Annotated in this window: 7 protein-coding genes and 1 tRNA gene; 3 read left to right on the top strand and 5 right to left on the bottom strand. The window is 62.5% G+C overall.

Features of this window, described 5'->3' with window-relative positions; all coding sequences use genetic code 11:
- The first annotated feature begins 7 nt into the window (after window positions 1-7).
- The 3 genes from WKV53_RS27350 to WKV53_RS27360 all read left to right on the top strand — a co-directional run bounded on the left by WKV53_RS27350 (window position 8) and on the right by WKV53_RS27360 (window position 9737).
- Entirely contained in the window at window positions 8-2551 is a 2544-nt protein-coding gene (locus WKV53_RS27350) for a hypothetical protein (protein ID WP_341408031.1), read from the top strand.
- The gene (locus WKV53_RS27355) at window positions 2548-7731 is read left to right on the top strand and encodes a hypothetical protein (protein WP_341408032.1); all 5184 of its coding nucleotides are present in this window, start codon (window positions 2548-2550) and stop codon (window positions 7729-7731) included. The genes WKV53_RS27350 and WKV53_RS27355 overlap by 4 nt, the downstream gene beginning before the upstream one ends.
- A gap of 71 nt (window positions 7732-7802) precedes the next feature.
- The gene (locus WKV53_RS27360; RefSeq protein WP_341408033.1) at window positions 7803-9737 is read left to right on the top strand and encodes a hypothetical protein; all 1935 of its coding nucleotides are present in this window, start codon (window positions 7803-7805) and stop codon (window positions 9735-9737) included.
- Between the two features lie 148 nt (window positions 9738-9885).
- Here the strand turns inward: WKV53_RS27360 and WKV53_RS27365 are convergent.
- From WKV53_RS27365 to WKV53_RS27385, 5 genes are all read right to left on the bottom strand, one after another.
- A tRNA-Pro gene (locus tag WKV53_RS27365) sits at window positions 9886-9959 on the bottom strand.
- Window positions 9960-10052: 93 nt separating this feature from the next.
- Window positions 10053-12713, bottom strand: coding sequence for a DNA gyrase subunit A (gyrA, locus tag WKV53_RS27370; protein ID WP_341408034.1), 2661 nt, complete (start codon window positions 12711-12713; stop codon window positions 10053-10055).
- Window positions 12714-12772: 59 nt separating this feature from the next.
- A complete protein-coding gene (gyrB, locus tag WKV53_RS27375) occupies window positions 12773-15316 on the bottom strand; it encodes a DNA topoisomerase (ATP-hydrolyzing) subunit B (protein WP_341408035.1) in 2544 nt (847 codons plus the stop codon).
- 137 nt (window positions 15317-15453) lie between these two features.
- Complete coding sequence (locus WKV53_RS27380; RefSeq protein ID WP_341408036.1) at window positions 15454-16521, bottom strand: ribonuclease D; 1068 nt, start codon at window positions 16519-16521, stop codon at window positions 15454-15456.
- Window positions 16522-16630: 109 nt separating this feature from the next.
- The gene (locus tag WKV53_RS27385; protein ID WP_341408037.1) at window positions 16631-18694 is read right to left on the bottom strand and encodes a hypothetical protein; all 2064 of its coding nucleotides are present in this window, start codon (window positions 18692-18694) and stop codon (window positions 16631-16633) included.
- Window positions 18695-18734 lie beyond the last annotated feature (40 nt).

Genomic DNA, 18734 nt, shown 5'->3' on the forward strand with positions numbered 1-18734 from the left:
GACTCCAATGAACGCCGTCCTCCCCCAGGATTCGCGCGCCGTAGGGCGTGTGCTGTTAGTGCTGCTTGTCCTGGCAGCGAGCCTCAGGCTTTCCGCCCAGACCTCCACCCAGATCGCAGACCTGCGAATCCGCGGAGACATCCGCGCGATCCAGCCCATGCCCGATGGCAGCTTCGTCCTCGGCGGCATCACCAACTACTACAACAACACCCGCGATACCCAGCTCCTGCGTATCCAATCGAACGGCACGCGGGCCGCTTTCCCGGTGACCACGAACAGCGCGGTGACCACGATGGTCCACGAGGCGCCCTGGCTCTATCTCGGCGGCGGCTTCACGGTGGTGAACAATGTGAGCTGCCCCTTCGTCGCCCGGGTGAACGATACCACCGGCGCGGTGGATGCCACCTGGCGGCCTGCTCCGAATGGAGACGTCATCAGCCTCGCGATGGTCTCGGGCCAAGGGCTCTTCATGAGCGGGGCTTTCAACAATGTCGGCGGCCTGCCGCGTCAACAGCTCGCCCTCGTTTCCACCACCGGTGCCGGCAAGCCTGATCCATTGTGGAAGTGCGATGCAAATGGCCAGGTCGATCGGATCATCGCCGCGAATGGCTGGCTGCACATCGCCGGCCGCTTCACCCAGCTCGGCGGCACCACCGTCGCCTATCTTGGACGCGCCAGTCTGAGCAGCGGCACTGCAGATACGACGTGGCGACCCGCTCCGAATTTCCAAGTCTATGACATCGCGCTCGATGCCACGCATGTCTACTTCGGCGGCTCCTTCACGCAGGTCGGCGCTTCGGCCACCCAGTTCCTCGCCCGCGCCGCGTTAACAAACGGCACCTTCGACTCGAATTGGAAACCCCAGCCCGACCGACTCATCACACGCTTGGCGCTGTCGGACACCGCCGTCTATGCCGCCGGAGACTTCCGCAGCATGGCCGCCGCGAATGGCGTCAAAGAGATCGCGCGAGTCCTGAAAACCGGCTCGGTGGACGTCTCCTTCGTGCCGCAAATCGAGGGCGCGGTGATGGCGATCGTGCCGGATGGTGCACAGGGCGTGTGGGCTGGCGGACGCTTCGATTCCGGCGCGCTGACAGGCTCGGGATTCGCGCGTTTCCCACAAGCCTTGGGCAGCGCCGCGCCGACGTATCCGGCAGAGATCGAAGCTGCCGGCACCGTGAGGGTCATGAAGCTGGAGACCGGCGGTTCCGCATGGATCGTCGGCGGCGACTTCGACCGCGTGAATGGCACCACCCGCCGCGGGGCCTTCCGCCTCACCACCGCCGGCGCGGTGGACAACGCATGGAACCCGAACCTCAAGGGCAACTTCCCCATCGTCACTGGCGTCGACAATTTCACCGCCAGCAGCGACCTCTTGCTCGCCGGGCAGTTCGAAATGCCGGACGGGCTCTACAACTGCATCCGCGTCAATTCGACCAACGGCACCTGGAACCCCAGCTTCCACCCACAGCCGGACAATCTCGTGAACTGCCTGCTGAAAAATGGCAGCGGCTGGATCATCGGCGGCAATTTCAAGTTCGTGGACGGCTTCACGCGCCCCTTCCTCACCCGCTTCGATTCCACCGGCGCGATCGATGGCACCTTCAATCCACTTCCTAACGGACAGGTCCATTCGCTGTATGAGATCGATAGCGAAGTGTATGTCGGCGGCGAGTTCACCACCTTCGGCGAAGGCCAGACGATCCGCCAGGCCCCCTACCTCGCACGTCTGTTAGGAAACGTGCCGGATCTCGCCTGGCAGCCACGGCCGAATCAAGCGGTCTTCGCGATGGCAAGCGATGCCAACACCCTCTTCGCAGGCGGCCGCTTCACCCGCATGGCGCGCACGCCACGCGCGAATCTCGCGCAGCTCCCGCTCGGCGGAGCAGGCACCGCGACTTCCTGGAATCCCGCGCCGAACAACACCGTGAACACCCTGCGCATCAACAACGGCGCACTCTACGTCGGCGGGGCATTCGATAGCATCGCGAACTATGTCTGGCGGCGCATCGCACGTTTCCCCCTCCCCTCGCTCGCCTTGGACACCTCCTTCTTGACCAGCGCCGAAGATGGCGTGGTCACCTCCATCGTCTCGGATGGCAGCACCGGCCTGATGGTCGGCGGCAGCTTCACCGGCTGGGACAATGTTTTCACCAAGCGTACGCTCGTGAAGATCGTGCCCTCCGGCGGCGGTCCATCCTTGATCGTGACACCGCCTCCACCTCCCGAGCAAACGGACGATCTCTTCCTCGATTACTTCGGCGCGGGCACGAACTGGTATAGCCCGACCCAACCGATCAACCCGGCGGCAGGTCTCGGAATGGTCTGGACTGAAGGCCACAACCAGAGCCGCCCCGTGGCCCGCGTCCAGTGGTCCACTGACCTCGTGAACTGGCAGGAGAGCGGTGACACGGCCGATGGCGTCGAGCGCACCATCACCATCGCGGCTGACGGCGACCAACGCGTCGCATGGATCAGCCCGGCACCCTCCAGAGTCTATTTCCGCCTCGTCCTCACCGCAGGCACAGCCCCCGCCGCCCAACCACAATGAACGCGCTCCGCTCCCTGATCTCCGGCGTGCTCGCGATCTGTGGTGGCCTCGCCATGGCAGCTCCGCCGGCTAATGATTCCTTCGCAAATGCCAGCGTGCAAAACGGCAGCTTCTGGCTGGCGAGCGGCACGCTGCATGAAGCCACCAGCGAAGCGAACGAGCCGATCCTCAATGGCTATCCCAATGGCCAGACCGCGTGGTGGAAGTGGACCGCCACCGAGACCGGCACCTTCCGCGTCCGCACCTGGGGCAGTGAGGCGGATGTCATGCTCGGCCTCTACCGCGGCAGCACGCTCGATAACCTCCGCCTGATCTCCTACGCCAGTTCCCACTTCGAGCGCGCGCACTCCGCGCAGGCGACCATGGATGTGATCGCGGGGAATACCTACTTCATCCAGGTCCACGGCACGGACAATCTCTCGCCGCTCTCGACCAGTGACGCGCTGCTCCCATCGCGCGTGCAGGTTTCGCTCACCCGCGTTTCAGGCGCGATCGCACCGGTGAACAATAACTTCGCCTCCGCCACCATCCTGACCGGCACGAACACGGAAGCCACCGCCTCTAACAGTCTCGCCACTTCGGAAGCAGGTGAACCGCTGGACATCACCGACAATGCGGGCAATACCATCTGGTTCTCGTGGACCGCGCCCAGTTCCGGCACCTTCAATATCGACACCCAGCGCGGCGATTTCGATAGCATCGTGTCCGTCTACACCGGCAGTGCGGTCAATGCCCTCACCCGGATCGACTACGCCAGCGATACCTTTGGACTCGCCCAGGGCCAGGCCTTCGGGGGCGGCAGGGTGAACTTCAAGGCTACCAGCGGCACCACCTACCGCATCCAGCTCCAGGGGGCCGTGGTTAATAGCCTCGCCGAGCATGGTGTCTGCCGCCTCCTGCTCCAGCCGGTGACGCCACCTGCCAATGATGATTTCGCGAACGCCACGGTTCTAACAGGTAGCGCACCCTCCGGCGACGGTTGGACCACCTACGCCACCCGCGAGGCCGGAGAACCTGCGGCGAGGCTGGATGAATCGAAGTCGATCTGGTGGAACTGGACCGCCCCTTCCACCGGCGTTCTGGCCGTGGCGATGATGGACGGCACCGTGGAACCCTTCACCGGTTCCGCGGTCAATGCCCTGACGCTCCTGCCAACCGACCCACGCTCCGGCACAAGGCCCACACTGGGAGCCGCGACCTTCTTCTATCAGGTCACCTCCGGCACCGTCGTGCGCCTGCGCGGTGGCGAGGAAGACAACCGCGTGCGCTTCTCACTGCGGATGATCTCATCCCCGGCTCACGATGACTTCGCGAATCGCCTGCTCCTCTCCGGTCCAACGGCGACGAATACCACCGACTTGGAATTCGCGAGCTGGCAGGTCAATGAGCCAAACACCGATGCATTCGGGCCGCCAAGCGTTTGGTATCGCTGGATCGCTCCATCCACCGGCCGCTTCGTGATCGATAGCTCGGGCAGCGCCCAGTTCAACCGCGTGAAGGTATTCACCGGAACGGTGCTCGCTTCCCTCACCGGAGTCGGCACCGAGAAGCTCGGCTCCACCGCGGGCAATACCTTCGGCCGCATCATCCTCGATGCCACCAACGGCACCGAGTACGCGATCCAACTGCGCCGCGAGAACAACTACAGCGGCAGCGCGAAGCTCAACATCCACGCCATCGCATCGCCCGCGAATGACAACTTCGCGAACGCCACCAACATGACCGGCAGCGCGTGGACCGCCACCGGCACGAATGTGGATGCCAGCCGTGAGGACGCAGGCTTCGAGCCCGTCACCACCTTGAGCGACTCCCTTGCTTCATCCACCGTGTGGTGGAAGTGGACCGCCCCGGCCACCGGCCGCTACCGCGTTTCCCTCGCGGGCAGCAGCTTCGATTCCGTGCTGGGCATCTACACCGGCAGCACGCTGAGCACTCTGACCCGCGTCGCCCAAGACCAATCGAGCGGATGGAATAGCACCGGCGCAGTCTTCCTGAATGCGACCAATGGCACGCAGTATTTCTTCCAGGTGGATGGGAACTTCTTCCAAGAGGGCAGCGTGCAACTCTCGATGGCTCCCGCGGTCGCCCCGCCGAATGATGCTTTCGCAAATCGTCTGGTCTTGAGCGGAGCCGCAGTGACGGCCAGCGGAACGGTCACCGCCGCCACCGCGGAAGCCAGCGAGCCCGTCATCGGCAACGCTGGCAACAGCGGGCACTCGGTGTGGTATGAGTGGACCGCCCCCTCCAGCGGGAAGGCACTGATCCGCGTGACCGCCCCGAAGTTCGTTCCTGCCTGGGGCCTCTATTCAGGCACCGCGGTGAACTCGCTTTCGCCATTCGTCAGCGCGGGCTCGGGAGCCGCATCAGCCACGGAGAGTACCACGCAATTCGCCTACAACGTCAGCTCGGGCTCGAACTACAAGATCCTCGTCGACGGCAATCCAACCGACACGGGCAACTTCACGCTCTCCATCACGATGTCCGCTGCGCCGCTGAACGACAACTTCGCCGCGCGCACGGTGATCAGCGGCAATGTCGTTCGGACGAGTTCGGACAATGTCGGCGCGAAGAGCGAGGCCAGCGAGCCTTCCCACGCAGGCATTTCGGCGACGAATTCCGTGTGGTGGGAGTGGACCGCGCCCGCCAGCGGCCTCGTGACGCTCGATACGAATGGCAGCACCGCTTCCGCGCGACTGGCCGCCTACACCGGAAGCGCCCTCGCATCGCTGTCACCAGTAGGCTCGGCTGTGAGTGGTTCGCCATTCACGACCCTGACCTTCGCGGCAGTCGCGGGCACCAGCTACAAGATCGCGGCGGATTCCACCGACACGGCGCGCGGGCTGGTCATTCTCAATCTCGTGGCCTCTGCCGCCGCACCCTCCAACGATGCCTTCGCCAACGCCATCGTCTGGAATGCCGACCAAGGCGAATCCCTCGTCTATCCACGCGGTGCCAGTGCCGAAGCCAGCGAACCCGCACCCGGTGGCCGTGCCGCCGCGAAGTCTCTGTGGTGGTCGTGGACCCCGCAGACCACCCGTCACGCCCGCATCTGGATGGAAACGGAAAGCGCCGGCCTGCTCGCGCGCCTCGCCGTCTATCGCGGCTCCGCCTTGAATAGCCTCACCCCCATCGCCGCCCAGACCAGCGACGCTCGTTGGGGCCGCCTTGAATTCGATGTACTCGCTGGAGAGACCTACCGCATCGTCCTTGATACCCCCTCCCTCGCCGCCGATCCCGGCTGGGTGAAAGTGGGAGCCGTGCCGGTGAATGGAAATTCGGACAATGCCTTCCTTTTCGCTCCCACCGCATCTCCCTTCAATGTGAGCACCACCGGTGCCTATGAAGCGGATCCCGCGCAGGCTCCCACCGCACGTCGCACGCTCTGGTGGGCATGGCAGCCGGATGTCTGCGCCCGCATGGAGTGGCGCGCCATCGGTGCCCCCGGCAGCGGCACCACCGTGAGCGTCAGCACCCTCGGCAGCGGACAACCCGTGCCGGGATCGGGTGAAGTCACCATGACCTTCGACGTGGTGCCGGACCAACTCTACTTCTTCAGCGTCTCCACCGTGATGCCGGGCCCCTTGCAGGTCCAGCTGCTCCAAGCCCCCGCCCAGTCTCCTCCCCCAAACGATCGCTCCTATAGCGCTCTGAACATGGCCGGTGCCTCATGGTCGATCCCGGTGACCCTCGGCACGGAAACCGAGAACCGCCTCTACTGGCGATGGACCGCTCCGGCCACGGGTATCGCACAGGTGAAGCTGGAGGGCACGCTCGCAGAGGCCGATGCGCTTCTCGCTTACGCGGATGGTGTCAGTCCGATCGCCGCCGGTGCCAGCCGCACCAATGGCGGCGCTCCCATCATGCGCCTCTCCAGCAACGCGGGACAGCAATGGGTCTTCGTCTCGCAATCCTCCTTGCGCCGCACTCGCGCCGCCACGCTCTCGTTGGTCTCGCCCGCTCCCGGCGCAGCACCCGCGAACGACAACTGGGAAAGCGCCCAAGTCCTCGCCGCCGCCTTCACCACGATCAACGGCGACATCACGAACGCATCTTGCCAGCCCTACGAGCCGGATCACTCGAACTCGAATGGCACCGGCGGCGCAACGCCCTATCCACCGGGCCGCTCCGTCTGGTATGACTGGACACCCGCGACCACCGGCCCGGTCAGCCTGCGCCTGCAATCCTCCGCACCGCTCGCCTTGCAATTGTATCGCGGCACCACCCGGCAGGAGTGGCTGACCTCCGGCTTCCTCGCACCGAACTCGCCCGCATTTACGGCAAACGTAGTAGCAGGCCAGACCTACCACATCGCGGTCGCCACCCGACCCTACAACGAGCAGACCGGCACCTTCGCCCTCTCGCTCGGCGGCCCGTCTAACGATGCGTTCGCCAATGCGATCACCCTTGGCGCCAGCCCGGCGACCAGCAGCATCGAAAGTGCGGGAGCCACCATAGAAACCGGCGAGCCCGGATACGCCACCACCTTGAATCCATCAAAGGCCAGCCTGTGGTGGAAGTGGACCGCGCCGAACGCCAGCGGCGTGTGGATCGATACCCTCGGCAGCGAATACGACACCGTGCTCACCGTCTTCACCACCGATCCTCCCACCATCCCCGCCATCCTCACGGAGAACGACAACGCCTCCACCCTGACCGGAGCAGGAGCCAGCATGGTGGCTTTCAAGCCCGTCTCCGGACAGACCTACTGGTTCCGCGTCACTCGCGCCCCCACCGACACCGGCAGCAACGGAATCGCTCGCATCAATCTCTCCACCACGCCTCCAAACCCGGACCCCTGGCAGCGCTGGCTCGCCTCAAAGCCCGCTCTCAGCGGACCCAATGCCCTGGAGAACGCCGACCCTGACAAGGACGGCTACGACAACCTCCTCGAACTGACCTTCGGAAGCGATCCGCTCGCCAACACCACATCACCCATTTCGTCCTCGATCACCCCGCAGGGTTTCCAAATCGAAGCCCTGATCGATCGCACGGCTCTCTCCGGCCTAAACGGCATCGCGCCCATCGATGTCTCATGGGAGGTCTCCTACAACCTCACCACCTGGCTCCCAGGCCCCGCCGCGACCATCATCGGCACCCAAGGCCCGCTCACCCGCGAGCGCATCATCCTCCCCTGGAACGGCCCCCGCTTCGCACGCGTCGTGGTCCGTCGCACCCACTGAAAAACCCGCGCGCGCCTCGAGCGAACCTTCGGCCTTGATCCATTTCTCTGCCCCGTGCTCTCTCCTGCCAGATGAAAGTCTTCACGTCGCTCTGGCGCGTCTCCCTCTATCTGGTTGCGGCCTTGGGATTTGCCCGGGCCGACCCGATTGAAGTCGGCCAGGTCCGCGGCTTCACACCCGGCATTCATGGCGCCGTGGAACTCGTCTTCCAATCCGAGGTCGGGAAATACTATCAGGTCCAGATCAGTGCCGACATGGCGACGTGGGACAACGAAGGCTATGCCGTGAAAGGCACCGGCGGCCAGGTATCCATCCTCGCTCGCACCCGGAACCTGCCCTCTGCCTACTTCCGCCTCCGCGACGATGGCAGTGCCGAAAATGCCGCTCCTCTCGCCACCGTGCAGCCCACCGCCGCCGACACATTAGCGGCCTTGCAGGCGATGAATGCCGCACAGCGGGAGAGCGCGCTGACCGCTATCCAAGCCGCTGGCACCGCCGATCTCCCGCTCAATGGCTCCCGCTTGCTCAGCACCCCGCACGCCTTCGCGAAGCTTCAATCAGGCCGTCCCCTCCGCATCTTGCCGGTCGGCGACTCCTTGGCGCTCGGCTTCGATATCGGGCCACTCATGGCGAAGCGCGGCTTCATCGGCCTTGATGTGCCGGATGCCCTCAAGACCGGCACCGTCACGAATGTGAACAGCGAGTTCACCTCGTGGGTCACGGGAAACCTGCAGCGTTTCGCTCCCGGCAGCGCCGGCGAGTTCGTGCCAAATGGCCTACTTGGCTTCAATGGCTACACTCAGGGAAACCGCGCCGCCATCGCCTACATCGCCCGTCCCGGTGCCGGCACTTTCCGCCTTCGCTCGAAAACTTCCGATGGCACGCTGGCCGTGCTCGCCGCATCCATCGACGCGAGCAGGGATGCCACGGGCAATCCCGTTTCCGTGCCCACCGGCGTCGTGAAGGAATTCGCCCTCCCGACTTCCACCTTCCCGGCTTTCCGCCTGGTCATGGACAACGTCACAGTCGGCAATGTGGATGTCATCTTCGGCGCCATCGTTCCCACCTCCGGCGGCGGCGCCATCGAGATCCGGAATGAACTGGCCATCCGCGGTGGCCTGGAGATCACGGACTCCCTGCAAACGCCCCCGGCGATTCTCACGCCCATCTGGTCATGGCTCGCCCCCGATCTCGTCTTCTCGATCTGGGCGGATGCCGGATCGAATTGGGAAGCTGGCGGCGCATGGCGCACCTACTACACCCGCCTTCTTGCAGCTTGTCCCGACTGCGACTTCGTCCAGATCACCCGGAATCCATCCAGTGGCGAAGACACCGCCGTGGACACTCAGGTCGCAGCAGAAAAAGCGTGGGCCATCGAGACGGGCGAATGTTTCATCGACGTGAACTCTCTCTTCGGCGGCAGCTTCGCGAACGCGCAAGCCATGGAAGTGATGGCGGACAACCAGCATCTCAATGCAACCGGCCAGCTGCTGCGGAACCGGCATATTTGGAAGACCTTGCCACTCGGCCAAGAGCAACTCGGTGCCTTCGGTCCGAACCGGGCATTCCAAGCCATGTCCCAACCCGACGACACGCCGGCATTGAAGGTGAGTCGCCAACTCGCCCTCGCGGCCGGCCTCAGTATCTTCGATGGAAATCAGACGATCCCGTGGGACTACTGGGACATTTCATCATGGTCTCGCGTCATGACCTTCAAGCGAGGCAACGACACCTACTTCACGTTCTCCGCAGCGCCTGACGGTTCAGCGGGCTTCTATGGATTCGATACCGCCCTGCTCGGAAATGCCTCACGCCGCTGGCGCGGTTACTTCAGCACGGCGAATCTCTCCAACTACATCGAAGGCACCGAGCAAGCCGCGCCTCCCGCTCCCCCCGCCGATGGCTTCCGGATCTACGCCGAAGACAATGGTGCCGGAAAGACCCGCCTCATGGTGAGGTTCGCAACCGGCGCCCCCCAACAGATCGCCATTCAGCCCAAGCGGTAACCCGGCCCTTTCTCTACGCAAGAGGCAGCCCGGCGATGTAGGCCTTTGAAGGTCTCTCGGTGCATGGCATCCGATAAAGGAGTCTTGAGCAGGAGAAATTTTCTCCCACATCTCAGATCTCCAAAAGTTCTCTCTCCATGAGAGAGAGTCGGGGCGGCCAGATTCGAACTGACGACATCCTGCTCCCAAAGCAGGCGCTCTACCAGGCTGAGCTACGCCCCGTGACGCGACGGTCGGGCGGGACCATCCACGGACCGGACCGGGCTGGCAAGACGAAAGCTTACCTTTCCGGTCTTTATCCGCGGTCCCTTGAAATCAGGAGGGTTCTTCGCCTTCCGGGCTATCGGTTCCTTCGTCGTTGGAGGCTTCGGAGGCTCCGCCGGATTCGTCTCCCGTCAGCACTTCGGTTTCTTCCCCGACAGCATCTTCGCCGTCCGGAATGACGATCGCGATGTCCTGCAGCTTCTCGCCCTCCTTGAGCGTGAGCAGCTTGACGCCCTGCGCGACACGACCCGTTTCGCGGATCCCCTTCTCCCCGCCGACCTTGATGCGGATGCTCTGGCCGGTGGAAGTCATGAGCATCAGCTCGTCTTCCTCGGTCACGGTGAGCGCCCCCACGACCGGACCGGTCTTGTCGGTCACGTTCATCGTCTTGATGCCGATGCCACCGCGCGATTGCAGGCGGTAGTCATCAAAGGGAGTGCGCTTGCCGAGACCGTTTTCGGAAGCCACCAGCAACGTCGATCCTTGGGTGACCTTGGCGAGTCCCACAACGAAGTCTCCTTCGCGCGGACGAATGCCCATGACGCCAGCGGACGCGCGGCCCATCGAGCGGGTGTCATCCTCATGGAAGCGCAAGCTCATGCCCTCGTGGGTCACCAGCACGACTTCGTCCGAACCCGAAGTATGGCGGACACCGATCAGCTCGTTCTCCTCCTCAAGGATGATGGCGGTGAGACCGGCCTTACGGTAATTGCGGAAGTCATTGATCAGCGTCTTCTTCACCTTGCCGCTGCGGGTGGCGAAGAAGATGAAGCCGGCATCTTCACGGAAGGTGACGTCGTTGCCGTTCTCATCCGTGGTCCGCTCCAGGCGGAGCAGCGCGGCGATCTTCTCGTCCGGCTTGAGGTCCAGCACGTTCTTGATGCTACGGCCCGTGGAAGTGCGCGAGCCTTCCGGCAAGCCATAGACACGCTCCACGTAAACGCGGCCCGTGTTCGTGAAGAACAGCAGGTAATCGTGTGCCTGGACACTGAAGAGGTGCTCGATGAAATCGTCCGCCTCGTCCTTGGCCGTGGCCTTCGTCTCCATGCCCTTGAGGCCTTTGCCGCCGCGACCTTGCAAACGATACTCGCTGGCAGCGGTGCGCTTCACGTAGCCACGATGCGAAAGCGTCACGATCATCGCATCGTTCGCGATGAGTTCTTCCATCGCGATCTCGCCGGCTTCGGCAAGGATCGGGCACTTGCGCGGAGTCGCGTGCTTCTCCCGGATCGCGCGCAGCTCGTCCTTGATGATGTTCAGCACGCGCTCTTCGCGAGCGAGGATGTCGAGCAGGTCCTTGATGGTCTCCAGGATCTCATCGTATTCACCCTTCACCTTGTCGCGTTCGAGGCCGGTGAGCTGATAGAGGCGGAGCTCGAGAATCGCATTCACCTGGCGCTCGCTGAAGACGTAGCGGTCGCCCTGCACCGCGGGCTGCGAACGGATCAGGATGCCCAATCCTTCCGCCGTGGCGGTGGAGAATTGATAGGCCGCCAGTCGCTCGCGGGCCTCGTCGCGGTTCTTCGAGTCGCGGATGATCTTGATAAAGTCATCCAGGTGACCGAGCGCGAGCAGGAAGGCTTCCAGCAACTCGGCGCGTTCTTCGGCCTTGCCCAAGAGGTAACGCGTGCGGCGGATCACCACCTCGCGACGGTGTTCGATGTAGGCATCGATCACTTCCTTCAGCGAAAGCTGCTTCGGGCGGTTCTTATGAATCGCCAGCATGTTCACGCTGAAGGAAGTCTCCAGCGCGGTGAGCTTGAAGAGCTGCGCCACCACGACCTGCGCGCGGGCATCACGCTTCAGTTCGATCTCGATGCGCGTCTCCTCGTCGGAAAGGTCGCGCATCCCGGAGATGCCGGTCAGCGTCTTCTCATTCACCAGCTCCGCGATCCGCTCCTGAAGCACGGCGCGGTTCACGCCATACGGAACCTCGCGGATCACGATGAGCGACTTGCCGTTCTCGTTCTCCTCGATCTCCACCTTGCCGCGAAGGCGCATCGAGCCGCGGCCGGTGCGGAAGTATTCCTCAATGCCGCGGATGCCGCGGATCTCGCAGGAAACCGGGAAGTCCGGCCCCTTGATATACTGCATCAGCTCCGGTAGCGTGATCTCCGGATTGTCGATCTGCGCGCAGATGCCATCGATCACTTCGCCGAGGTTGTGCGGCGCGAGGTTGGTGGCCATCCCGACTGCGATGCCGGTGCCGCCATTGACCAGGAAGTTCGGGAAAGCAGACGGAAGCACCGAAGGCTCCTCCAGCGAGCCGTCATAGTTCGGCTGGAAATCGACGGTGTCCTTGTCGAGATCCTCCATCATCGCCATGCCGAGGTGATGCAGGCGAGCCTCGGTATAACGCATGGACGCCGCAGCATCGCCTTCCACCGAACCGAAGTTACCCTGACCATCCACCAGCATCTCGCGCATCGACCACGGCTGGCCCATGTTCACGAGCGTCGTGTAGATCGATTGGTCACCGTGCGGGTGATAGTTACCCATCGTTTCACCGACGATCTTGGCGCACTTCACGTGAGCCTTGCCCGGCGTCACGCCGAGCTGGCGCATCGCGTAAAGCACGCGGCGTTGCGAAGGCTTCAGGCCATCGCGCACATCCGGAAGCGCGCGCGAAATGATGACCGACATCGAGTACTCAAGGAACGAACTCGAAAGTTCCTCGGCGACGTTGATGGGCTTGATGGATTCTTGAGACATGGGCTGGCCGGTGATCGGAGATCAGGGGTCGAACAATAAAGGGGGCGACGAAAAGGCGATCAGACGTCGAGGTTTCGAACGTTGAGCGCGTTGTCTTCAATGAAACGCTTACGTGGCTCGACGATGTCGCCCATGAGGACGTCGAACATCTTGTCGGCCTCGACGGCATTATCTTCATCCAAGCGGACACGGAGGAATTGGCGGGTCTCCGGATCCATGGTGGTTTCAAAAAGCTGCTTGGCGTTCATTTCACCAAGACCCTTGAATCGCTTGATCTGGACGCCACGGCTGGCGATTTCCAAAACCCGCACGAGGACTTCCGGCAACGAGAACACCGGATGCACCTTCTGCTTCTCGCCATCCCCTTCGAGCAACTCGAAGAGCGGGGTGTCATCGTCCGAGAACTTCGTGGTATCGATGCCGCTCTCATTGAGACGGCTGAAGATCCTGGCGACTGCGTGGGACTCGTGAAGCTCGTGGAGATTCGCGCGGCGTGACGGACCGGCATGCGCGGCATGATCTTCCTCGGTCAATGGCTCATCGAACAGACGAAGATCGCGGTTTTCCGCAGCATAGGCACGCAGCGCTTCCTCGTCGGCGAAGTAGAGAACACTCTCATCATTGCCGATGCGCACACGCACCATGTATTCAGGAAGATGTCCGTCACGACGGGCGGCGAGATATTCCTTGAAGCGACCCCCATTGCCCTCGATCGAATTCGAGTAGCGGGAAAGCGCGGACAAGTTCTCAAGGATTGTCTTGAGCTCGTCCGGCGAGAAGCTGCGCGATTGATCCTGCGTGCGCAGTTCCACTTCGCTCGACCCCAGCTCGATCAGGATCTTATTCAGCTGGTCATTGTCCTGCACATACTCGGAGCGCTTCTTGCGCGTCACGAGATAGAGCGGCGGCTGCGCGATGTAGAGGAATCCTCGCTTCACCAGCTCCGGCATGTGACGGCAGAAGAAGGTCAGCAGCAGCGTGCGGATGTGCGAGCCGTCGACGTCGGCATCGGTCATGATCACGACCTTGTGGTAGCGGACCTTGTCGATGTTGAAGGAGCCATCCTGGTCACCATCGCCAATGCCCGCACCAATCGCGGTGATCAGGTTCTGGATTTCCTTGTTCTGCAGCGCGCGATGCAGGCGCGCCTTCTCGACATTGATGAGCTTTCCGCGCAGCGGCAGGATGGCCTGCGTGCGGCGATCCCGGCCTTGCTTGGCCGAGCCACCTGCGGAGTCACCTTCGACAATGTAGAGCTCGGACTTCGCCGGATCGCGCTCGGAGCAGTCGGCCAGCTTGCCGGGCAGGCCACCGCCGGAGAGCGCCGACTTGCGGACCGTCTCACGCGCCTTGCGAGCTGCTTCACGCGCACGCGCTGCATTCAGCGACTTCTCGATGATCTTCTTCGCCAGCGCCGGGTTCTCGTCGAAGTATTGGACGAGGCCTTCATAAACGATCGAGGAAACCACGCCCTCAATCTCCGAGTTCACCAGCTTGCCCTTCGTCTGCGACGAGAAGCGCGGGCTCGGCATCTTCACCGAAATCACGCAGACCAGACCTTCACGGACGTCATCGCCTGTTAGAGCGGCATCCTTTTCCTTCAGGATCTTGTTGGCCTTCGCATACTGATTGATGCCGCGGGTCAGCGCGGTGCGGAAGCCGGTCAAGTGAGTGCCGCCGTCCGCGTTCGGAATCGAGTTCGCGAAGCAAAGGATCTGATCGTTATACGAGTCGTTGTATTGGAAAACGATGTCGGCGAAGACGTCTTCTTGCGACTGCTTGCCGTCGTAATCGATATCGATCTGGCGCTTGCCGGCAATGCTGACCGGATCGTCGTGGATGAGCGTCTTGCTCTTCCCGAGCTCGTTGACGAATTCGACGATGCCCTTCGCGTAGAAGAACGAAGTCTTGCGCGCCGACTCGGGCCGCTCGTCCTCGAGGTCGATGGTCAGGCCGGGATTCAGGAAGGCCAACTCGCGCATGCGCGTCGAAAGCCGGTCGAACTGGAACTCGATCGTATCGACGAAGATTGTCGCGTCCGGGAAGAAGGTGATCGTAGTGCCGGTGCGCTTCGGATCGACCTCGCCCACCACATGCAACTGCTGGGTGGTCTTGCCGCGCTCGAAGGAGATCGCGTGGACCTTGCCATCGCGATAGACCTCCGCCTTGAACCAATCGGAGAGCGCATTGACGCACTTGGCACCCACGCCGTGCAGACCGCCGGAATACTTGTAGGCCCCTTGGCCGAACTTGCCACCCGCGTGCAGGTTGGTCAGCACCAGTTCGACTGCGGGAATGCCGAACTTCGGGTGGATATCGACCGGAATACCACGGCCATTGTCCGCAACGGATATCGAGCCATCGACGTGGATCGAGACCTTGATGCGGTCGCAATAGCCGGCGAGATGCTCGTCGATCGAGTTGTCGAGAACCTCGAAAACGCAGTGGTGCAGGCCGCGCTCATCGGGGTCGCCGATGTACATGCCGGGCCGCTTGCGGACGGCCTCCAAGCCTTCGAGTTTGTCGATCTGGGCGGCACCGTACTCCTGGTCTCCGCTGACGTTCGTATCGGCCTTTTCAGGCTCCTGATGCTCTTCGGACATGGGCGCGCAAAAGGTCTGAAATGACCGCGCCCGAGACAAGGTTAGATTGCCGAAAACCTGTATTAAATCAGGCTATTTTCACCCTCATGCAACCGGCTATTTATCAGACGGTTATACCGCCCGAAAAAGCACCCGAATCAGGACATCGCGAGACACTCTCGCTGCCACTTCAAAAGCACGTCTTCCGGAGCCGCTTCACCGTCGGCGATCGACTCGATGATCGAGCGCGGGGCGATCAATGACCCATCGATATCAAGGGCAGCTGCCTTGGCATCACGGACCGAAATCAAAGCCGCCACACGGGCGTCAAACTCCGAGTCACGGCGCCTGCGCAGGCCGCGCGGCTTCTCCGGCCACTCCGCCTGATCCTTCGCGCGCGCGACGTCCAGGATCTCCGTGAGGCGCTTGCGGCGCTCAGGGCGATAGTGAGGCGGGATCTCGATCCGCTTGCCTGCCGCGAGCGAAAGACTCCAGTCAATGAGCTGGCGATTCGTCGCCACCATGAAGGACGGACGATCCCATGAGGCTGCCTCGCCATCGCGCCATTCCCATAGCGCCTTGAGGAAATTCAGACCGCAGCGGTCCAACCGGCCGGACCCCTGGATACGCCATGGATCACCACGGGTTTCATCCCGCTCCAGCACCTTGATGCGCGCCGCATCGCAGCTCTCCAGGAACCACTCGTAGCGCCCCTTCGACTGAAGCTCGGCGGAAATCTTGTCACCCATCGGCAGCAGGAAGTGCACATCATTGAGAGCGTACTCCATCATCTTCGGCGAGAGCGGGCGCTTGCCCCAGTCCGCCTTCTGCGAGGACTTCGAAAGCACCACCCCGAAGTAGAGCTCTACCAGATCCGCCAGGCCGAACCGCCTCACGCCGAGAAGCCGCGCACCAATCTGCGTATCATACACCGCCGGCGGCAGGGTCCCGAAGGTCCGCCGCAGCATGGTCATATCATAGTCCGCACCGTGCATCCACACGGTCCGCCCTTCCAAGAAGGACCCCAGTGGAGCCAGATCGCCGATCTCCAGCGGGTCGATCAGCACGTTTTCCCCCGCGCAGGAAAACTGCACCAGGCACAGCGACTCGCGGTAGCGGTGGAGGCTGTCCGCCTCGGTATCAATGGCACAAATGTCCGAGCCATCCGAGCGACTCAACAGTGCCGCAAGATCATCGGTGGTGCAGACCAAAACAGGGGAAGACATGAAGGACGAGCCGGGGAGAACATGGAAAAACTCCGGACCCCGTGGCGGGATCCGGAGTTTGAATTCAGAAACGTTTTTCGTGAAGCATGCAGCGTGGCAGCGACCGAAATCAGTTGATATCCACCGGCGTCAGCTTGACGGAAAGTTCCGGCAGCGGAGCGAGAGGGTCGGCAACCGGATTCTTGCTGCGCAGCACGATGTACTGCTTGGTCATGGTCACCGTAATCGGATTCAAAGGATCGAGGGGGAAATTGGCACGATCCGGATAGGGGCCGACAGAATCAACAATGCCCGTTGCCGGGTCGATGCGCTCGACCTGAATTCGAACGGTCCGTGAGGCGGTAGCGCCATCCTCAAAGGAAATCTCCCAGTCGGCCCCCGGCTTGATCCTCTTGGTCTTTTTCTTGAGGTTCTTCGGGTTGGTCGTGACCTCGGTGAATTCGTACTTCAGGCTGGTCCCCGTCAAAGCACGATAGGGAACCTTGAAGACGACGTGATTCGTGCCGTCAAGCGCAGCAGCCACCGGTCCGGTCGGCTTCAGCGCGGGATCGTTAACCGTCTCCGGCTCCACATCGGTCACGCGCAAGAAGCGCGCGGAAGCTGGCAGCTGAGGTTTGATCCCCGCGATGATCTCGGCTTGGGTCGGGAACTGGTAGGCGTATTCCTCGACATTGGTCATCCCGTCGCGGTCGAAGTCACCGGTCGGGCTGACATCGCCGGCAGTACCCAATGGGAACGCTCCCTGAGCCCAGCCGAGGTAGGTATCCACGAACCTCACCCGCATGCGGAACTCGCGCTTGGAACGGTCATAGGTGACGGCAGTGACCGGCAGCGTGCGCTGGTAGCGGAGGTCGATGACATTCTCATCACCCACTTCAAAGAAGCCAGGCGGCAGGGTGTAGCTCTGCACCGCGGGAGTCGCCAGAAGCACCGGCGTCTGCGGCACAGTCGGCGGGAATTCAATCCGGTCCTCAGACTTGTTCAGGATCGAGAAGTAGATCTGATCGCCCGGGACGATGTTGCTCGCGTCGTTGCCAGTCCAAGTAATCGTGCTGAGCGTGCGGGGATCCATCTGGTAGAATCCATCGTCGAACTGTCCGGAGGTGAACCGGAAGCCACCCTTGACGCGAGGATTCGAGCCGAGAGCCTCCACGTTCGGAACGATCGTCACCGCCATGTTCACGGGAACCGTGGTCGGGCTCGCCTTGCTCGGGAAAGCGAAGACGTAGCGTCCAGTCACCAGCTCCTCGTTCATCTGCTTCAGCGAGGCAGTCGGGGAACTCACCAGCACGCCTTGCACGGTATTCGTGCTGTTGATCGGCAGGAATCCGGAAGTCGTGGTGCCCGCATCGATATTGAGCAGCAGGTTCGGGTCGTTGCCGTTCGGGGTGATCTCCGTGAGCGTGATGGAATTGTCCTCTCCGCCGACGGAATAGACGGCCGCAACCTGGGCGTTCGCCTGGAGGGCAAGCCGGACGGTCGCTGCCCACTCCTCGGCGAACACCGGGACAGGCAAAAGGGTATCCGGATCAATCTCGACGGTGATGGTGATCGGTATGCTCACCGGAACCGGGAAATCAGCACCACTCACCGTGACGATCAGAGTGCCCGAAGTCACGATCGAGCCAGCCGTCACGGCAGTCTCAACCTGACGGACCGAGCCGTAGCGGCGCACCATTTCATAGAGCGCGATGTTATATTGCGTGACCTGCGGAGTGCGAAGATCATGGAACACGGTCACCGCACCATCACGGAAAACCCGCAGCGGGCGCGGAAGCTTGCTCGGCGGGCCGGAGACCAGCGAGCAGAGCTGCGGATAGGACGGCGCAATCGCGATGGCCGGAACCACCGTGTCGATCGACCAATACTGGTTCGCATCGGAGACACCGTCGCGGTTGAAGTCACCCCAAGCCACGAAGCCGGTGATGCCGAGGGCGCAGCCGAGGTGGGGGCCGTAGAAATAGAGCTGTGGATCGCTCGTGCAGGGCGCGAGGATAACAACACCGTCGCGCAGATAGAGATTCAACTCACCATGGTCGAACTTGACCGCAGCCGCGCTGGTCTGGAAGAAGCGCTTGTTGATTCCAAGCTCCATGTAAATGTCCGCACGCGCCGCAGTGAGGGATAGCCCGAGGAGCGTTGCAGCCGTCGAAAACAACCGGTGGGTTTGCATGTGGCGAAACCTTCCGCGTGCACTTCGCTTTGACAAGAAG

The sequence above is a fragment of the Luteolibacter sp. Y139 genome, from assembly GCF_038066715.1.
In the GTDB taxonomy this organism is placed as follows: Bacteria; Verrucomicrobiota; Verrucomicrobiia; order Verrucomicrobiales; family Akkermansiaceae; genus Haloferula; species Haloferula soli.

Coding starts and splice junctions, on each gene's coding strand:
- WKV53_RS27350 (WP_341408031.1), top strand. CDS start 8: ATGAACGCCGTCCTCCCCCAGGATTCGCGCGCCGTAGGGCGTGTGCTG.
- WKV53_RS27355 (WP_341408032.1), top strand. CDS start 2,548: ATGAACGCGCTCCGCTCCCTGATCTCCGGCGTGCTCGCGATCTGTGGT.
- WKV53_RS27360 (WP_341408033.1), top strand. CDS start 7,803: ATGAAAGTCTTCACGTCGCTCTGGCGCGTCTCCCTCTATCTGGTTGCG.
- gyrA (WP_341408034.1), bottom strand. CDS start 12,713: ATGTCTCAAGAATCCATCAAGCCCATCAACGTCGCCGAGGAACTTTCG.
- gyrB (WP_341408035.1), bottom strand. CDS start 15,316: ATGTCCGAAGAGCATCAGGAGCCTGAAAAGGCCGATACGAACGTCAGC.
- WKV53_RS27380 (WP_341408036.1), bottom strand. CDS start 16,521: ATGTCTTCCCCTGTTTTGGTCTGCACCACCGATGATCTTGCGGCACTG.
- WKV53_RS27385 (WP_341408037.1), bottom strand. CDS start 18,694: ATGCAAACCCACCGGTTGTTTTCGACGGCTGCAACGCTCCTCGGGCTA.